Raw genomic sequence first — 15,109 nt, forward strand, 5'->3', positions numbered from 1 at the left:
TGCAACTCCTGAGGTTCAGAGACCGAGACGGCGGGACAGGTCGGAGACGAAGACCCCGCGTGGGTCCAGTTCGGCGCGCAGGGCGCGGAAGTCGGGGAGCCGCGGGTACATCGCGCTGAGCAGGTCGGGGCGGAGCCGGGCGTCCTTGGCGAGGTAGACGCGGCCGCCGGCGCCCGCCACCTCCTCGTCGAGTTCGTCGAGGAAGGCGGCGAGGCCGGGCAGCGCGGCGGGGATGTCGAGGGCGAGGGTCCAGCCGGGCACGGGGAAGGAGAGCCAGCCGGGGTCGGCGTCGCCGAAGCGTTTGAGGACGGCCAGGAAGGACGGGCAGCGGCGCTCGGAGATCCGGGCCACGATCCGGCGCAGGGCGTCCTCCCGGCCGTGTCCGACGGCGAACTGGTACTGGACGAAACCGGCCCGGCCGTAGACGCGGTTCCAGTGCGGGACGCCGTCCAGAGGGTGGAAGAACGCGGAGATCGGCTGGAGTTGGCCGACCCGGGCGCGGGGCGCCTTGCGGTACCAGAGTTCGTTGAAGAGGCCGACGGTGGTGCGGCCCAGGAGGCCGTCGGGGACGAAGGCGGGGGCGGGCGGGAGGCTGCGGGGGCGGAAGGCGAGGGGGGCGCGACCGGCGCGGGTGCGTGCGCCGAGCGCCTCCCGGGGTGCGTGGTCGCCGCGGGTGAGCACCGCGCGCCCGGTCGCCGCCCCGCGTGCGAGCAGGTCGATCCAGGCGACCGAGTAGCGGTAGCGGTGGTCGGTGGCGGTCAGCCGGGCCATCAGGTCGTCGAGGTCGGTGGCGCGTTCGGTGTCGACGCGCATGTACGACGTCTCGACGGGGAGGAGGCGGACGGTCGCCGTGAGGATCACTCCGGTCAGACCCATGCCGCCGGCCGTCGCGTCGAACAGCGGGGTGCCGCGGCTCACCGTGCGGACCTGGCCGTCGGCGGTGAGGAGTTCGAAGGACAGCACGTGACGGGAGAACGATCCCGAGACATGGTGGTTCTTGCCGTGGATGTCGGCGCCGATCGCGCCGCCCACCGTCACCTGGCGGGTCCCCGGGGTCACCGGGACGAACCAGCCGAGCGGCAGCAGCACCTCCATCAGGCGGTGCAACGAGACCCCGGCGTCGCACAGCACGGTGCCGCCGTCGGCGTCGACGGCGTGGATGCGGTCGAGGCCGGTCATGTCGAGCACGGCACCGCCGGCGTTCTGCGCCGCGTCGCCGTAGGCCCGCCCGAGGCCCCGCGCGATACCGCCGCGCGCCCCGCAGGTCCGGATCGCGTTCGCCGCCTCCTGGTAGGTGCGGGGACGGATCAGGCGGGCGGCGGTGGGTGCGGTGCGGCCCCAGCCGGTGACGGAGACGGTGGTCTCGGGCGCGGCGGGGCCTACGGGACCTGCGGGACCTTCAGGCCTTCCGGGTGTGACGGGCATAAGGGCGACCGTATCGCTGCCGTATGGGTGTTATGAGCGCTATGGGGGATTGGTTACGGAAGATCACCTGACTCCCCGAAACGGGTGATTATCGGAATGTCGCTCAATATGGTCGTAGCTTTGGCGGGGCGAAGGTGAACAGTGAGTCCAATGGACGACATGGACCACCGGATCCTCTCCGCGCTGCACGCCTGCGGTGCCGATCCGCGCGTCGCGTCGGCCGCGCGCGGTCTCTCCCTCGCCGGTGAGCACGGGGCGCTCTGGCTCGCGGCGGGCCTCGCCGGGGCCGCCGTGGACGGCGTGCGGCGCGGCGCCTGGTTGCGCGGCACGGCGCTCGTCGCGGGCGCGCACCTGGGCAGCATGGGCGTCAAACGGGTCGTGCGCCGGGCGCGCCCCGCGCATGTCCGGCCCCGGATGCGCACCGCGGGCGGGCACTCCTTCCCCAGCTCGCACGCCACCTCCGCCGCGGCCGCCGCCGTCGCCTTCGGGGCGCTCGGCGTGCCCGCCCTCGGCCCCCTCGCGGCCGCCATGTGCCTGTCCCGGCTGGTCGTCGGCGTGCACTTCCCGACGGACGTGGCGGCGGGCGCGGCCCTGGGCGCGCTCACGGCCCGAGCCGGGGCGCGCTGGATGAGCGGAGGCAGGGCGTGACCGAGACCGCGCACGCCGCAGCGGAAGGCGTGGCCGGGACGCCCCCCGCGAAAGGTCCCGCCGAGGGTGTTGCTGAAACGACTCTGCACGAGCAGCGCGCCCACTCCGCCCGGCCGTCCGCGCCACCCCGGGCCCCCGTCACCCTCCCCGGCGTCCTCCGCGGCCTGCTGCGGACCACCCGCCCCAAGCAGTGGGTCAAGAACACCCTCGTCATCGCCGCCCCGGCCGCCGCCGGCCGGCTGTTCTCCGGGCCCGCCCTCGCCCGCCTCGCCCTCACCTTCGTCCTCTTCACGGCCTGTGCCGCCGCCGTCTACCTGATCAACGACGCCCGGGACGCCGAGGCCGACCGCGCCCACCCCGTCAAGTGCCGCCGCCCGGTCGCCGCCGGGCAGGTCCCGGTCCCCGTCGCCTATGCCGTGGGCGGCGTCCTCGCGGTCCTGGGCCCCCTGCTCGCGATCCGGCTGACCCCGCCCCTGGTCCCCGTCCTCCTGGTCGCGTATCTGGGCATGCAACTGGCGTACTGCGTCGCCTTGAAGCACGTCCTCGTCGTCGACCTCGTCGTCGTCACCACCGGGTTCCTGATGCGGGCGATGATCGGCGGGGTCGCCCTCGGCATCCCGCTGTCCCGCTGGTTCCTGATCACCACCGGCTTCGGCGCGCTCTTCATGGTGTCGGCCAAGCGCTACTCCGAGGCCGTGCAGATGGCCGGGAAGGCGGGCGCCACCCGAGCGCTGCTCACCGAGTACACCACCGGCTACCTCCGCTTCGTCTGGCAGCTGGCCGCCGGGGTCGCCGTCCTCGCCTACTGCCTGTGGGCGCTGGAGGGCCACCGCGGGCCCGCCGCCGGCCTGCTGCCCTGGCGCCAGCTGTCCATGGTCGCCTTCATCCTGGCGATCCTGCGGTACGCCGTCTTCGCCGACCGCGGCACCGCGGGCGAACCCGAGGACGTCGTCCTGCGCGACCGCGCCCTCGCCCTGATCGGCCTGGCCTGGCTGGCGATGTACGGCCTCGCCGTGACCCACTGGTGACCGCTCAGCAGCGCGAGCTGATCGGCTTCGCGGCGGTCGGGCTGCTCGCCTACGCCGCCGACCTCGGCCTCTTCAGCTGGCTGCGCGGCCCGGCCGCCCTCGACCCGCTCACCGCCAAGTCCCTGTCCTTCGTGGCGGGTTGCACGGTCGCCTACCTCGGCAACGCCTGCGGCACCTACCGCCACACACGGGCGAGCGGGGTGCGCCCCTACGCCGTCTTCGTCGCCGTGAACCTCGCCGGCGCCCTGGTCCAGTTGCTCTGCCTCGCCGTCAGCCACTACGGTCTCGGCCTCACCTCACAGCGCGCCGACACCGTCTCCGGCGCGGTCGTCGGCATGGCGCTGGCCACGGTCCTGCGCTTCTGGGGTACCCGTACATTGGTGTTCCGCGGAGGGGGCAGAGTCGGATCATGGACTGGCTGAGAAGACTCCCCGTCGTCGGCCCCCTCGTGGGCTGGCTGATGACCACGCACGTGTGGCGGTCCTACGAGCGGCTCGACCGGGTGAAGTGGTCCCGGCTGGCCGCAGCCATGACCTTCATCAGCTTCATCTCGATCTTCCCGCTGCTGACCGTGGGCGCCGCGATCGGGGCCGCCACGCTCAGCGAGTCCCGGCAGCAGGAACTCCAGAACAAGATCGCCGACCAGGTGCCCGGCATCTCCGACCAGCTGGACATCCACTCCCTGGTCCAGAACGCCGGCACGGTCGGTCTCATCGCCGGTGCGGTCCTGCTGTTCACCGGCATCAACTGGGTCGGCCAGATGCGGGACTGCCTGCGCGCGGTGTGGGAGCTCCCCGACATGGACAAGAACCCGATCCTGGCCAAGGCCAAGGACGGGCTGATCCTGATCGGCTTCGGCGGCGCGGTGCTCGTCACGCTCGCCGTCTCCACCGTCGCCTCGGCGGCGGTCGGCTGGACGTCCCGGCAGCTCGGCATCGCCGAACACAGCTGGGGCAGCCTCCTGCTCCGCACCGCCGCGTTCGCCGTCGCCGTGACGGCCGACTTCCTGCTCCTGCTCTACGTCCTCACCCTGCTGCCCGGCGTCGAACCGCCGCGCCGCCGCCTGCTGGTCGCGGCCCTGATCGGCGCGGTCGGCTTCGAACTCCTCAAGCTCCTGCTCAGCGGCTACATCCAGGGGGTCGCCGGGAAGAGCATGTACGGCGCGTTCGGCGTCCCGGTGGCCCTGCTGCTGTGGATCAACTTCACGGCCAGGATCGTCCTGTACTCCGCCGCCTGGACCGCGGAGGAGACCACCGCCGAGTTCAGGGACGAGTCCGTCGGCGCACCAGATCCGGCAGCGGCCAACGGCGGTTGACGAGGAACGCCGCGCCGACCAGCAGCACCACCGCGCCGCCCGCGATCCCCAGCGCCACCCCGATCCCGCCGGAGCCGTCGGCGGAGGCCGCGGCCACGGGCTTCGAGCTCGTGCCGTCGTCCTTGCCGACGGCGGTGGCGGACGGCGCGGCACTGGAGGTCACGGCCCCCTTGGGCGGCACCAGTTCACCCACCGGAGTCACCTTGCCGACCGCCTGGAAACCCCAGTCGAACAGCTTGGCGGTCTCCTTGTAGACCTCGTTGTGCTCCTTCTTCTCCGGGTTCATCACGGTGACCAGCAGCACCCGGCCGTCGCGCTCGGCGACCCCGGTGAAGGTGGCGCCCGCGTTGGTGGTGTTGCCGTTCTTCACCCCCGCGATGCCCTGGTACACCGGGACGTCGGTGTCACCGCTCAGCAGCCGGTTGGTGTTCTGGATCTCGAAGGACCCGCGGACCGACTTGCCCTTCGCGTTCTTCGTCGTGTCGCCCGGGAAACTGGCCCGCACGGTCGAGCAGTACTCCCGGAAGTCCTTCTTCTGCAGCCCGGACCGCGCGAACAGCGACAGGTCGTACGCCGACGACACCTGCCCCGGCTGGTCGTAGCCGTCCGGACTCACCACATGGGTGTCCAGCGCCTGCAACTCGTCGGCGTGGTCCTGCATGTCCCTGACCGTCTGCTCGACCCCGCCGTTCATCGCGGACAGTACGTGCACGGCGTCGTTGCCGGAGCGCAGGAACACGCCGAGCCAGAGGTCGCGGACCGTGTAGGTCTGGCCCTCCTTTATCCCGACCATGCTGGAACCGGCGCCGATACCGGCGAGGTCGGCCGGCACCACCTTGTGCGGGGTCGACTTCGGGAACCGGGGCAGCACGGTGTCCGCGAACAGCATCTTCATGGTGCTCGCCGGGGGCAGCCGCCAGTGCGCGTTGTGCGCCGCGAGCACCTCGCCCGACTCGGCGTCGGAGACGATCCAGGAACGGCCCGTGATGTCCTTCGGCAGCGCCGGCACCCCGGCGGCCGGGTTCACCTGGGTGCCGGGCTGCCCCAGCCGGGTACCGCCCACCGTCGACATGTCCGCCGGGGGAGTGGCCGACGGAGTCGTCGAGGGGGTCGGCGCGGCGAGCGCGGCCGGCGCGGTGAGCGACAGGGACATCAGGGCGGCGGAGGTGACCAGCAGCACACGGCTGGCCTTCGGCTTCGGAGCGGACACGGACGAGAACGTACCTGCCCGGGAGGCCGAAGTCCCATCACCGACCCCACCCCGGATCCGGAACCGGACAGCGCCCGGAGATACTGAACGCATGCTGTGCTCACCCGGGGGACGCGGCGGCTTACTGTCGCTGCGCGACGGGCCGGACCCCCGGCCAGTTCGGTTGGCTGTGGGCGCCCGGCGTGGTGACGAAAGGTCTGTCCCTGTGAAACTCAGCCGTCCGGTCTCCTGGTTCCTGCTCGTGTTCGGGGTGTGGAGCTGGTTCATCTGGATCACTTTCGTCAAGAACCTCGTCAAGGACGGCAGCGGACTCGCCTTCGACGACGGCCACCCCACGGCGTACTTCTGGATCCACCTGACGCTGGCCGTCGTGTCCTTCGTATTGGGGACGGTCATCGGGGTCATCGGGTTGCGCGGAGTACGCGCACTGCGCCGCACGTCATAGCAACGGCAGAGGAAGAGGCACGGCAGGGTGATCATCGTCTTCGGGTTCCTCGCCCTGGCCGTGGTGACGGCCCTCTACTGGTACCTGTGGCGCCGCCTGGTGCGCGACACGACCACGGGGTGGGGTCTGCCGCGCCAACTGGGCACCACCCTGTTCGTCGTCGGCCCGGTCCTGATGTTCGCGGCCCTGTTCGCAGAGGTGGGCCACGCGCCGTTCGTACTCCAGCGCGCCCTCGCCTGGCCGGGCTTCCTGTGGATGGTCCTGTCCCTTTACCTGCTGCTGGCGGTGGTGGCGGGCGAGGCGGTACGGCCTCTGCTGACCCGTATCTTGAAACGCCGCACTACGGAGGGCCCCGAACTCGATCGCCCCGAACCTGAGCGCCCCGAAAGGGGCGCGGGGCTGTATTCGATTTGCGGCTACCGCCGCGTGGGCGCGACCAGCCACGACGGCGAGCAACTGTCACCACAGACAGAAGTACCCCTCCAACAACTCACCCGCACCGAAAGTCCCGCTCTCCCCACCCCCACCCCGACCCGCCGCCTCTTCGTCTCCCGCGTCGTCGGCGGCGCAGCCGCCACCGCAGCGACGGCCACCGTCGGCTACGGCACCTACGGCGTCCTCCGCGGCCCGCGCGTGAAACGCGTCACCGTCCCCCTGGCCAAACTCCCGCGCGCCGCCCACGGCTACCGCATCGCCGTCGTGAGCGACATCCACCTCGGCCCCGTCCTCGGCCGCGGCTTCGCGCAGCGGGTCGTCGACACGATCAACGCCACCCAGCCCGACCTCATCGCGGTGGTCGGGGACCTCGTCGACGGCAGCGTGAAGGATCTCGGCCCCGCGGCCGCCCCCCTGGCCCAGCTCTCCGCCCGCCACGGCAGCTACTTCGTCACCGGAAACCACGAGTACTTCTCCGGCGCCCGGCAGTGGGTCGAGGAGGTCCGCACCCTCGGCCTGCACCCCCTGGAGAACGCCCGTACCGAACTGGCCCATTTCGACCTCGCCGGCGTGAACGACATCGCCGGCGAGAGCACGGGCCAGGGCCCGGACTTCGACCGTGCCCTGGCCGGCCGCGACACGGCCCGCGCCTGCGTGCTCCTCGCCCACCAGCCCGTCCAGATCCACGAGGCCGTCCGGCACCACGTCGACCTGCAGCTCTCCGGTCACACCCACGGCGGCCAGCTCTGGCCGGGCAACTTCCTCGCGGCGGCGGCCAACCCGACCGTCGCCGGCCTGGACCGCTACGGCGACACCCAGTTGTACGTCTCCCGGGGCGCCGGTGCCTGGGGGCCGCCCACCCGGGTCGGCGCCCCGTCGGACATCACGGTCATCGAACTGGCGTCGATACAGGCCTGACCGAAACAGCCCCGCACTCACTGTGGAAGAGCTGTGAAATCCGGCGGAAACAAGCCCTCGGTAAGTTCTTCCTCATCTAGTCAGATCACTCTTCCCCCACATGAAACACCTGTGATTAGGTGAGCCGCGTCACTTAGGGGAGTGGCATTTGCGGAGGGCCTGGGTAGGGCCTGGAGCGGACCCGTGCTGGTCCTGGGGAGGGCACCGACCATGCGATCTGTTCGCATGCGGATTCTCGTGACACTTGTCGTCCTGGTGGTCGTGGGAATCGGCGGCTGGCAGCTGTTGCCGTCGCAGGAGAACAAGAACAAGACGATCACCGTCGGCACGACCGACGCCGTCACCTCGCTCGACCCGGCCGGCGCGTACGACGCCGGTTCCTGGGCGCTGTTCAACAACGTCTTCCAGACACTGCTGACCTTCGAGCCCAGCGGTGTCCAGCCGGTCCCGGACGCCGCCCAGAGCTGTGACTTCACGGACTCCGGCCTCCAGACCTACCGCTGCGTGGTACGCGACGGGATCACCTTCCCGAGCGGCCGGGCGATGACCGCCGAGGACGTGAAGTACTCCTTCGACCGGGTCAAGAAGATCAACTCCGATGTCGGCCCGGCCTCCCTGCTCTCGACGCTCGGTTCGGTGACCGCCTCCGGCAAGACCGTCACCTTCCACCTGTCGTCCCCGGACGCGACGTTCCCGTTCAAGCTGGCCACCGGCGCCGGCGCGATCGTCGACAAGGACAAGTACCCGGCGGACAAGCTGCGCACCGACGACTCGGTGGACGGCACCGGCCCGTACACCCTGACGTCGTACACGAAGGACAAGCAGGCGACCCTGCGGCCCAACAGCCACTACAAGGGCGAGCTGAGCGGCACCGGCCGCCCCGTCGAGCTGGACTACTACGCCGACTCGGCCAAGCTCGCCGACGCGTACAAGGCCAAGAAGATCGACGTGGCGACCCGCACGCTGCCGCCCAGCATGGTCTCCAAGCTCTCGCCGAGCGACCCCGACCAGCGCGTCCTGGAGTCGGACAGCTCCGAGACCCGCAACCTGTACCTGAACACCCGCAAGAGCTCGGATCTGCACGACGTACTGGTCCGCCGGGCCATCGCCTGGCTGATCAACCGCGAGGAACTGGCCTCGACCGTGTACGACGGCACGGTGCAGCCGCTGTACTCGCTGATCCCGACCGGCCTCACCGGCCACACCACGTCCTTCTTCGACACCTACCCGACCCAGAGCGTCGCCAAGGCGAAGGCGCTCCTGGAGGAGGCCGGCGTCAGCACCCCCGTCAAGTTCACCTTCGGCTACGGCATCGGCCACGGCGCGGGAGCCGAGGAGGCCGCCGCGCTGAAGAAGCAGCTGGAGGCGGGCGGCCTGTTCAAGGTCGACGTCAAGGGGTACGAGTGGACCGACTTCCAGAAGTCCTGGGCCCAGGGGAAGATGGACGCCTGGGCGGTCGGCTGGGTCGCCGACTACCCCGACCCGGACACCTTCGGCGCCTCCCTCGTCGGCAGCGACTCCGTGATGAGCACCGGCTACAGCAACAAGGCCGTCGACCACCTCCTCCAGGACAGCCAGCGCTACGCCGACCGCAGCCAGGCCGACCAGGACTTCCGCAACGTCCAGACGGACGTGGCGGACGACGTCCCGCTGATCCCGCTGTGGCAGCGCACGGACTACGTCCTCAGCAGCGAGGACGTGGGCGGGGCCCAGTACCTCACGGACAGCACGGGCATCTTCCGCCTGTGGAGTCTGAACTGGATCTGACGGGCGTGCTGAGACGCAACGCCTTCCGGCTCCCCCGGCACCCGGCGTCCGTCGGCCTGGCCCGGCACCGGGTCCGGGACCATCTGGCCGCCTGGGGCCACGGTCCGGACACCCGGGCGGTCGACGACGCGCTGCTCCTCGTCTCCGAACTGGCCACCAACGTCGTCCGCCACGGCCCCTTGCGCGAGCGGGAGTTCGAGGTCGCGGTGACGGCCCTAGCGGACGGCTCCTGCCTGATAGAGGTCTCGGACGAGGGCCGGGCGGAACCCCGCCTGCGCCTCGTGAGAGAGGACGACGAGACGGGCCGGGGCCTGCGCCTGGTGGAGACGATCGCGGCGGCGTGGGGTGTGTGGAGCAGAGGTAGCCACGGCAAGACCGTCTGGGCGTTGATCTCGGTCGACCCGTAGCTGTCTGCGCGCCCCTTCAGGGGCGCGGGGAACTGCGCGACCGGCCACAACGCACCCGCACCCGAAACTCAGCCGCAACGCAACGTCACCGTCACCGCCAGCCCCTCCCCAGGAGAGGTCCGCACACACACCTCACCCCCGTGCGCCTCCACCACCCCCTGCACGATCGCCATCCCCAGCCCGCTCCCCTCCGCACTCCCCACCCGGAAGAACCGGTCGAAGATCCGCCCCGCGTCCTCCTCCTTCAGCCCCGGCCCCTCGTCGGCCACACACACCCGCACCACTCCGTCCGCCCGCTCCACCCCCAACCGCACGGCGGCGTCACCGGGCGTATGGACACGCACGTTGGCCATCAGGTTCCCCAGCACCTGCCGCAGCCCCGACTCGTCCGCCCGCACCAGCACGGCCCCGTCGGCCTCCACCGCCACCGGCCGCCCCGGCTGCTGCGCCCGCAGGTCCTCCGCCGCGTCCCGCACCAGCCGGCTCACGTCGACGTTCCGGAACCGGATCTCCGGCCGCTGGTCGAGCCGCGCGAGCAGCAGCAGCTCGTCCACCAGGCGGCCCATCCGGTCCACCTCCCCGTGCATCCGGTCCCAGGCCCGCCGCCGCTCCCCGGGCTCGCTCAGCATCCCCTTCTCGTACAGCTGGAGATAGCCGCGGATGGCGGCGAGCGGCGTGCGCAGCTCGTGCGAGGCGTCGCCGACGAACCGGCGCAGCTGGGCCGCGCTGCGCTCGCGGGTCCGGTAGGCCGCCTCCACCTGGTGCAGCATGGCGTTGAGGGCGAGCCGCAGCTGTTCGACCTCCTCCGTCGGATGCTGGCTGGAGGGCACCCGCCGGGTCAGGTCGCCCTCCGCGATCGCCGACGACGTCTCCACCATGTCCTCCAGCGGCAGCAGCCGTTGCCGCACGCTGTACATGGTCAGACAGCACAGCAGCGCCAGCAGCAGCGAGCCGACCGCGAAGTCGAGCTTGAGCGCCTTGACTATGCCCTTGTGCAGCAGCTCGGTCGATTGGGCCAGCAGGACGTAGGGGCCGTCGGCGAGCCGGGTCGCCGTCACCCGGTAGGACGCGCCGTGCACCTCGATGTCGTGCGGGTCGGGCGCGGCGGCGAGGGCGCGCGGGTCGGACACGGCGGCGGCGAGGGAGCGCTGGGCCTCGGTCGGCTTCATGTCGAAGAGGGAGATCGCGTCGCCCTCGGTGTCGATGACCGCGAAGATCGAGTCCGGTGTCGGGTCGGACTCGGTGGGGACGATCCGGTCGCGGATCACACCGAGCGCGCTCAGCGAGTCGACCTGCCGCAGCGTGAGTCCCGAACTCCCCAGTGACGTCCGTGTCTTGAGCAACTCGGAGTCCACCTGGTCGAGCAGGTACAGCCGCATGCCCATGATGCTGGCGACGGCCGCCACCACGATGCCGACGGCGAGCAGCCCGACGTTGGCCAGGGTGAGCTTGCCGCGCAGCGAGTGCATTCCGTGCCGGTGCCGGCGCTTGCCGAGGCTCATGTCAGGCCGTACCCGACACCCCGCCGGGTGGTGATCACCGGCGCTCCCAGGGCGTCGAGCTTGCGCCGGAGATAGCTGATGTAGGTCTCCACGACGGTCGACTCGGACGGTATGTGCTCGTACTGCCAGACGTGCTTGAGCAACTGCTCCTTCGGCACGATCCGGCCGCCGTTGCGCACCAGGAAGCGCAGCAGCGCGTACTCGGTCGGGGTCAGCTCGACCGTGTGGCCGGCACGGTGCACCGAGTACGTCGTCTCGTCCAGCTCCAGGTCGCCGTAGCGCAGCGGCGGGCGCTGCTGGATGACGTCCGCCGGGCGGGTGCGGCGCAGTACGGCGCCGATCCGGGCGACGACCTCGTCGATGTTGAACGGCTTGGTGATGTAGTCGTCGCCGTAGCCGAGCGCCCCGACTATCTCCGCCGGGGCGTCCCGCGCGGTGAGGAACACCAGCGCCAGGTCCGGCCGCCGGGCGCGCAGCTCACGGCCCAGGGCGCGGCCGTCGCCGTCCGGCAGCATCACGTCGAGCAGGGCCGCGTCCGGCCGGGTGCGCTCGGCCAGTGCGAGGGCGTCCCGGACCGTGCCGGCCGTCATCACCTCGAACCGGTGGTAGCGCAGGGCGATGGCGAGGACGTCCGCGATGCTCGGCTCGTCCTCCACGATCAGCACGGTGCTGCCTGGAGCCGTCATGCCCCCAGTATCGGCGCCGCCACCGACAGCCGGGGGCGCGCAGCTTTGGAGTTCCTTGAGAGTCATGCGCGCCCGGTGTCCCGGCGCCCGGCCCGCTGCCGATCCTGGTGCCCAGGACCTGGGGGACCAACCGACCGAAGTGATCTACGAAAAGGAGCTGTTGAGCGTGACGGCATTGGCACGGTGGTGCTATCGGCACCGGCTGGTGGTCCTGTTGCTGTGGGTGGGGGCACTCGTCGGCGTGGGCTTCTCGGCCTCGGCGGCGGGCACGAACTACGCGAACGTGTTCTCCCTCCCCGACACGGACTCCAAGAGCGCGTACGACCTGATGGAGAAGGCCTTCCCGAACACCTCCGGTGACACGGACACCGTGGTGTGGAAGGTCGACAGCGGCTCGGTGACGGACAAGGCGGTCCAGGACCGGGTCCAGCCGACCCTGGACAGGATCGCGAAGCTGCCCGGCGTGGGCGCGGTCACCAGCCCCTACGCCGGCGCCCGGGGGTCGGCGCAGATCAGCAAGGACGGCACGATCGCGTACGCCCAGCTGACCTTCACCAAGCGGGCGAACGAGATACCCAAGGAGCAGGTGCAGAAGGTCCTCGACACCGCGCAGGCCGCGGAACGGGACGGTCTCCAGGTGGAGCTGGGCGGCCAGGCCATCCAGCGCGTCCAGGAGCCGCCGCAGGGTCTCTCCGAGATGGTCGGCATCATCGCGGCGGCCGTCGTGCTGTTCCTCGCCTTCGGTTCGTTCTTCGCGATGACCCTGCCCATCGCGATCGCCGTCTTCGGCGTCGGCATGGGCCTGTTCTCCACCCAGCTGCTCAGCCACGCCGTCGACATCCCCGACATCGCCCCGCTGCTGGCCTCCCTGATCGGCCTCGGCGTCGGCATCGACTACGCCCTGTTCATCGTCACCCGGCACCGGCGCGGCATCCTGCGCGGCATGGACCCCGAGGAGTCGGCGGTCACCGCTCTCAACACCTCGGGCCGGGCAGTGCTGTTCGCGGGCGGCACGGTCTGCATCGCGCTGGCCGGCATGCTGGTCACGAGGCTGCACTTCCTGGACGGCGTGGTCATCGGCACGTCCCTGACGGTGGTGCTCAGCGTCCTCGCGGCCACCACCCTCCTCCCGGCCCTGCTCGGCTTCCTCGGCCCACGCGTCCTCAGCCGTCGCCAGCGCCGCCGGCTGGCCGCCGAGGGACCGGAGCCGGAGAAGGCGAGCGGTCTCGCGGCCCGCTGGTCCGCGAGCGTGGAGAAGCGTCCGCGCCGCATCGCGGCGCTCGCGGTGGTCGTCATGGCCGTCCTGGCCATCCCGGTCCTCTCGCTCCGCCTCGGCGCCACCGACCAGGGCAACGACGACGCGTCCACGACCACCAGGAAGGCCTACGACCTGCTCGCCGAGGGCTTCGGCCCCGGCTTCAACGGCCCCCTCCAGGTGGTCAGCGTCGGCGGCGACACGGCGAAGCTGGTCCAGGGCCTGAAGTCCACGCCGGGCGTCGCCCAGGTGGCCGAGCTGCCCCCGTCCCAGGGCGTCACGGTCATCCAGGTCGTCCCGACCACCTCCCCGCAGTCCAAGGAGACGGACGACCTGATCGACACCCTGCGCGACAAGGTGATCCCGCAGGCGGGCGCGGAGGCGCACGTGGGCGGTGTGACGGCGGTGTCCAAGGACTTCGCCTCCGTCACCGGCGACCGGCTGCCCCTCTTCATCGGGACGATCATCGCCCTGGGCTTCCTGCTGCTCCTGATCGCCTTCCGCTCCCTGGTCGTCCCGCTGACGGCCGCCCTGATGAACCTGATCGCGGCGGCGGCCTCCTTCGGTGTCCTGGTGGCGGTCTTCCAGTGGGGCTGGGGCCTGGACCTGCTGGGCCTCGGCAAGGAGGGCCCGATCAACGCGTTCCTCCCGGTCATCATGCTCTCCCTGCTCTTCGGCCTCTCCATGGACTACCAGGTGTTCCTGGTGAGCCGGATGCACGAGGAGTGGGTGCACACGAAGGACAACGCGCGGGCGGTCCGGGTCGGCCTCGCGGAGACCAGCCGCGTCATCAACAGCGCGGCCCTGATCATGGTCTGCGTGTTCCTGGCCTTCGTCCTCAGCGGCGACTCGGGTGCGGCGACGGCGGGCGTGGGCCTCGCGGCGGCGGTCGCCCTGGACGCCTTCATCCTCCGTACGGCCCTGGTCCCGGCGGCGATGCACCTGCTGGGCGACTCCAACTGGTGGCTGCCGGGCTGGCTGGACAAGCGGCTCCCGCACCTCGCGGTGGAACCCCAGGAGACGGCGGCCCCCGAACCCGCGGAGCCGGCCGGCCCCGCCACGGCGATCCACGGCTTCGTCCGCACGGTGGACGGCGACCCGGTGGAGGAGGCCTCGGTCACCCTGATGTCCAAGGGAGGCCGCCAACTGGACCACGTCACGTCCCTGGCGGACGGCTCCTACATCGTGTCGGTCCCGGCGCCGGGCGCGTACCTGCTGGCGGTCACGTCGTCGTCGTACGGCTCGAAGGCCCGGCACGTGACGGTGGTGGAGGGGCCGCTGGTGTACGACGTGGAGCTGACCGGGGACGAGGTGGACGCGGTCAACTAGCCGGGCCCCTGGTCCTGCCGCCCGGATCCGGCAGTACCCGGGTCATCCCCGGCAGGAAGTCCGTGAACAGCTCGTGGACCTCCAGGACCAGCGGCCGCAGTACCCGGAACCGCGCGAGGGACACCCCTCGCGCGGTCAGCCGGGCCCCCCGCTCGGCCAGCCGGTAGCTCCGTTCCCGCCCCTCGGTCCGGTCGAAGATCCAGTACAGCACCAGCCCCATCTGCGAGAGCCACATCAACTCGGGCAGTACGTCCCGCAGTTCGGGGGCGACCTTGGTCTTCGCCCCGGCCAGCACCTCGCGGTGCACGCTGATCGCCTCGTCGCGCGCGTGCTCGCTCTCCGGGGAGAAGGGGCTGAGCGGGCTGTCGGGGTCGGCGGCGTTCTTGAAGAAGTGGACCGCGAACTCGTGGTACGGCCGGGCGATGTCCAGCCACACCTTCAGCACGCCCGCGAGCCTCGCCTCCAGGTCGGTCTCCTTGTCCAGGACCTCGCGGACCGCCACCCGGTGCTCGGCGGCGAGCTGGTCGTAGAAGCCCTGGATCAGGTGCTCCTTGCCGGCGAAGTAGTAGTACGCGTTGCCGACGGAGACCCCGGCCTCCGTGGCGATCGCCCGCATCGTGGTCTTCTCGTAGCCCCGCTCCCGGAACAGCCGCATCGCCGTCTCCAGGATCAGCGCGCGGGTCTGCTCGGACTTGCTCTGGGCAGCGGCCTCGACAGGACCGTCGTTCTTCGCGGACAC

14 protein-coding genes are annotated in these 15,109 nt (G+C 71.2%); 9 read left to right on the plus strand and 5 right to left on the minus strand.

The genetic code is table 11. The annotated features are described in order from the left end of the window. Positions 1-15: 15 nt before the first annotated feature. On the minus strand, positions 16-1,425 hold the full coding sequence (locus ACFWPQ_RS03695) for an FAD-binding protein (RefSeq protein ID WP_384029570.1): 1,410 nt from the start codon (positions 1,423-1,425) through the stop codon (positions 16-18). A gap of 150 nt (positions 1,426-1,575) precedes the next feature. Between ACFWPQ_RS03695 and ACFWPQ_RS03700 the strand changes: the two genes are divergently transcribed. The 4 genes from ACFWPQ_RS03700 to ACFWPQ_RS03715 are packed head-to-tail and all read left to right on the plus strand — an operon-like array spanning position 1,576 to position 4,416. Then, positions 1,576-2,073, plus strand: coding sequence for a phosphatase PAP2 family protein (locus tag ACFWPQ_RS03700; RefSeq protein ID WP_384029572.1), 498 nt, complete (start codon positions 1,576-1,578; stop codon positions 2,071-2,073). A 29-nt stretch (positions 2,074-2,102) separates the two neighbouring features. Continuing rightward, positions 2,103-3,101: a decaprenyl-phosphate phosphoribosyltransferase gene (locus tag ACFWPQ_RS03705; protein WP_384030066.1), complete on the plus strand. Its 999-nt coding sequence runs from the start codon at positions 2,103-2,105 to the stop codon at positions 3,099-3,101. Then, positions 3,098-3,523, plus strand: coding sequence for a GtrA family protein (locus ACFWPQ_RS03710; RefSeq protein WP_384029574.1), 426 nt, complete (start codon positions 3,098-3,100; stop codon positions 3,521-3,523). The genes ACFWPQ_RS03705 and ACFWPQ_RS03710 overlap by 4 nt, the downstream gene beginning before the upstream one ends. Next, positions 3,511-4,416: a YihY/virulence factor BrkB family protein gene (locus tag ACFWPQ_RS03715; protein WP_384029576.1), complete on the plus strand. Its 906-nt coding sequence runs from the start codon at positions 3,511-3,513 to the stop codon at positions 4,414-4,416. Before ACFWPQ_RS03710 ends, ACFWPQ_RS03715 begins: the two co-directional genes overlap by 13 nt. Here ACFWPQ_RS03715 and ACFWPQ_RS03720 read toward each other — a convergent pair. Beyond that, on the minus strand, positions 4,364-5,626 hold the full coding sequence (locus ACFWPQ_RS03720) for a D-alanyl-D-alanine carboxypeptidase family protein (protein ID WP_384029578.1): 1,263 nt from the start codon (positions 5,624-5,626) through the stop codon (positions 4,364-4,366). The genes ACFWPQ_RS03715 and ACFWPQ_RS03720 overlap by 53 nt on opposite strands. A gap of 205 nt (positions 5,627-5,831) precedes the next feature. On the opposite strand from ACFWPQ_RS03720, the gene ACFWPQ_RS03725 reads away from it, so the two are divergent. The 4 genes from ACFWPQ_RS03725 (at position 5,832) to ACFWPQ_RS03740 (ending at position 9,598) form a co-directional block, all read left to right on the plus strand. Beyond that, positions 5,832-6,071: an SCO4848 family membrane protein gene (locus ACFWPQ_RS03725; protein ID WP_384029580.1), complete on the plus strand. Its 240-nt coding sequence runs from the start codon at positions 5,832-5,834 to the stop codon at positions 6,069-6,071. A 27-nt stretch (positions 6,072-6,098) separates the two neighbouring features. Then, complete coding sequence (locus ACFWPQ_RS03730) at positions 6,099-7,424, plus strand: metallophosphoesterase (protein WP_384029582.1); 1,326 nt, start codon at positions 6,099-6,101, stop codon at positions 7,422-7,424. Positions 7,425-7,634: 210 nt separating this feature from the next. Further along, positions 7,635-9,191: an ABC transporter substrate-binding protein gene (locus ACFWPQ_RS03735; RefSeq protein WP_384029584.1), complete on the plus strand. Its 1,557-nt coding sequence runs from the start codon at positions 7,635-7,637 to the stop codon at positions 9,189-9,191. Positions 9,192-9,196: 5 nt separating this feature from the next. Next, on the plus strand, positions 9,197-9,598 hold the full coding sequence (locus ACFWPQ_RS03740; RefSeq protein ID WP_384030068.1) for an ATP-binding protein: 402 nt from the start codon (positions 9,197-9,199) through the stop codon (positions 9,596-9,598). Positions 9,599-9,666: 68 nt separating this feature from the next. Here ACFWPQ_RS03740 and ACFWPQ_RS03745 read toward each other — a convergent pair whose 3' ends face one another. Together ACFWPQ_RS03745 and ACFWPQ_RS03750 are read right to left on the minus strand one after the other, a co-directional pair. After that, positions 9,667-11,100, minus strand: a complete 1,434-nt coding sequence (locus ACFWPQ_RS03745) for a sensor histidine kinase (protein ID WP_384029586.1) — start codon at positions 11,098-11,100, stop codon at positions 9,667-9,669. After that, positions 11,097-11,786 carry a response regulator transcription factor gene (locus ACFWPQ_RS03750; RefSeq protein ID WP_384029588.1) on the minus strand — a complete coding sequence of 230 codons (690 nt, stop codon included), beginning with the start codon at positions 11,784-11,786 and terminating at the stop codon, positions 11,097-11,099. The genes ACFWPQ_RS03745 and ACFWPQ_RS03750 overlap by 4 nt, the downstream gene beginning before the upstream one ends. 175 nt (positions 11,787-11,961) lie before the next feature. Between ACFWPQ_RS03750 and ACFWPQ_RS03755 the strand changes: the two genes are divergently transcribed. After that, on the plus strand, positions 11,962-14,370 hold the full coding sequence (locus tag ACFWPQ_RS03755; protein ID WP_384030070.1) for an MMPL family transporter: 2,409 nt from the start codon (positions 11,962-11,964) through the stop codon (positions 14,368-14,370). On the opposite strand, the gene ACFWPQ_RS03760 is transcribed toward ACFWPQ_RS03755, so the two are convergent. After that, entirely contained in the window at positions 14,363-15,109 is a 747-nt protein-coding gene (locus tag ACFWPQ_RS03760) for a TetR/AcrR family transcriptional regulator (RefSeq protein ID WP_384029590.1), read from the minus strand. The genes ACFWPQ_RS03755 and ACFWPQ_RS03760 overlap by 8 nt on opposite strands.

The sequence above is a fragment of the Streptomyces sp. NPDC058464 genome (genome assembly GCF_042721035.1).
Lineage (GTDB): Bacteria > Actinomycetota > Actinomycetes > Streptomycetales > Streptomycetaceae > Streptomyces.

Coding starts and splice junctions, on each gene's coding strand:
- ACFWPQ_RS03695 (WP_384029570.1), bottom strand. CDS start 1,425: ATGCCCGTCACACCCGGAAGGCCTGAAGGTCCCGCAGGTCCCGTAGGC.
- ACFWPQ_RS03700 (WP_384029572.1), top strand. CDS start 1,576: ATGGACGACATGGACCACCGGATCCTCTCCGCGCTGCACGCCTGCGGT.
- ACFWPQ_RS03715 (WP_384029576.1), top strand. CDS start 3,511: ATGGACTGGCTGAGAAGACTCCCCGTCGTCGGCCCCCTCGTGGGCTGG.
- ACFWPQ_RS03735 (WP_384029584.1), top strand. CDS start 7,635: ATGCGATCTGTTCGCATGCGGATTCTCGTGACACTTGTCGTCCTGGTG.
- ACFWPQ_RS03745 (WP_384029586.1), bottom strand. CDS start 11,100: ATGAGCCTCGGCAAGCGCCGGCACCGGCACGGAATGCACTCGCTGCGC.
- ACFWPQ_RS03750 (WP_384029588.1), bottom strand. CDS start 11,786: ATGACGGCTCCAGGCAGCACCGTGCTGATCGTGGAGGACGAGCCGAGC.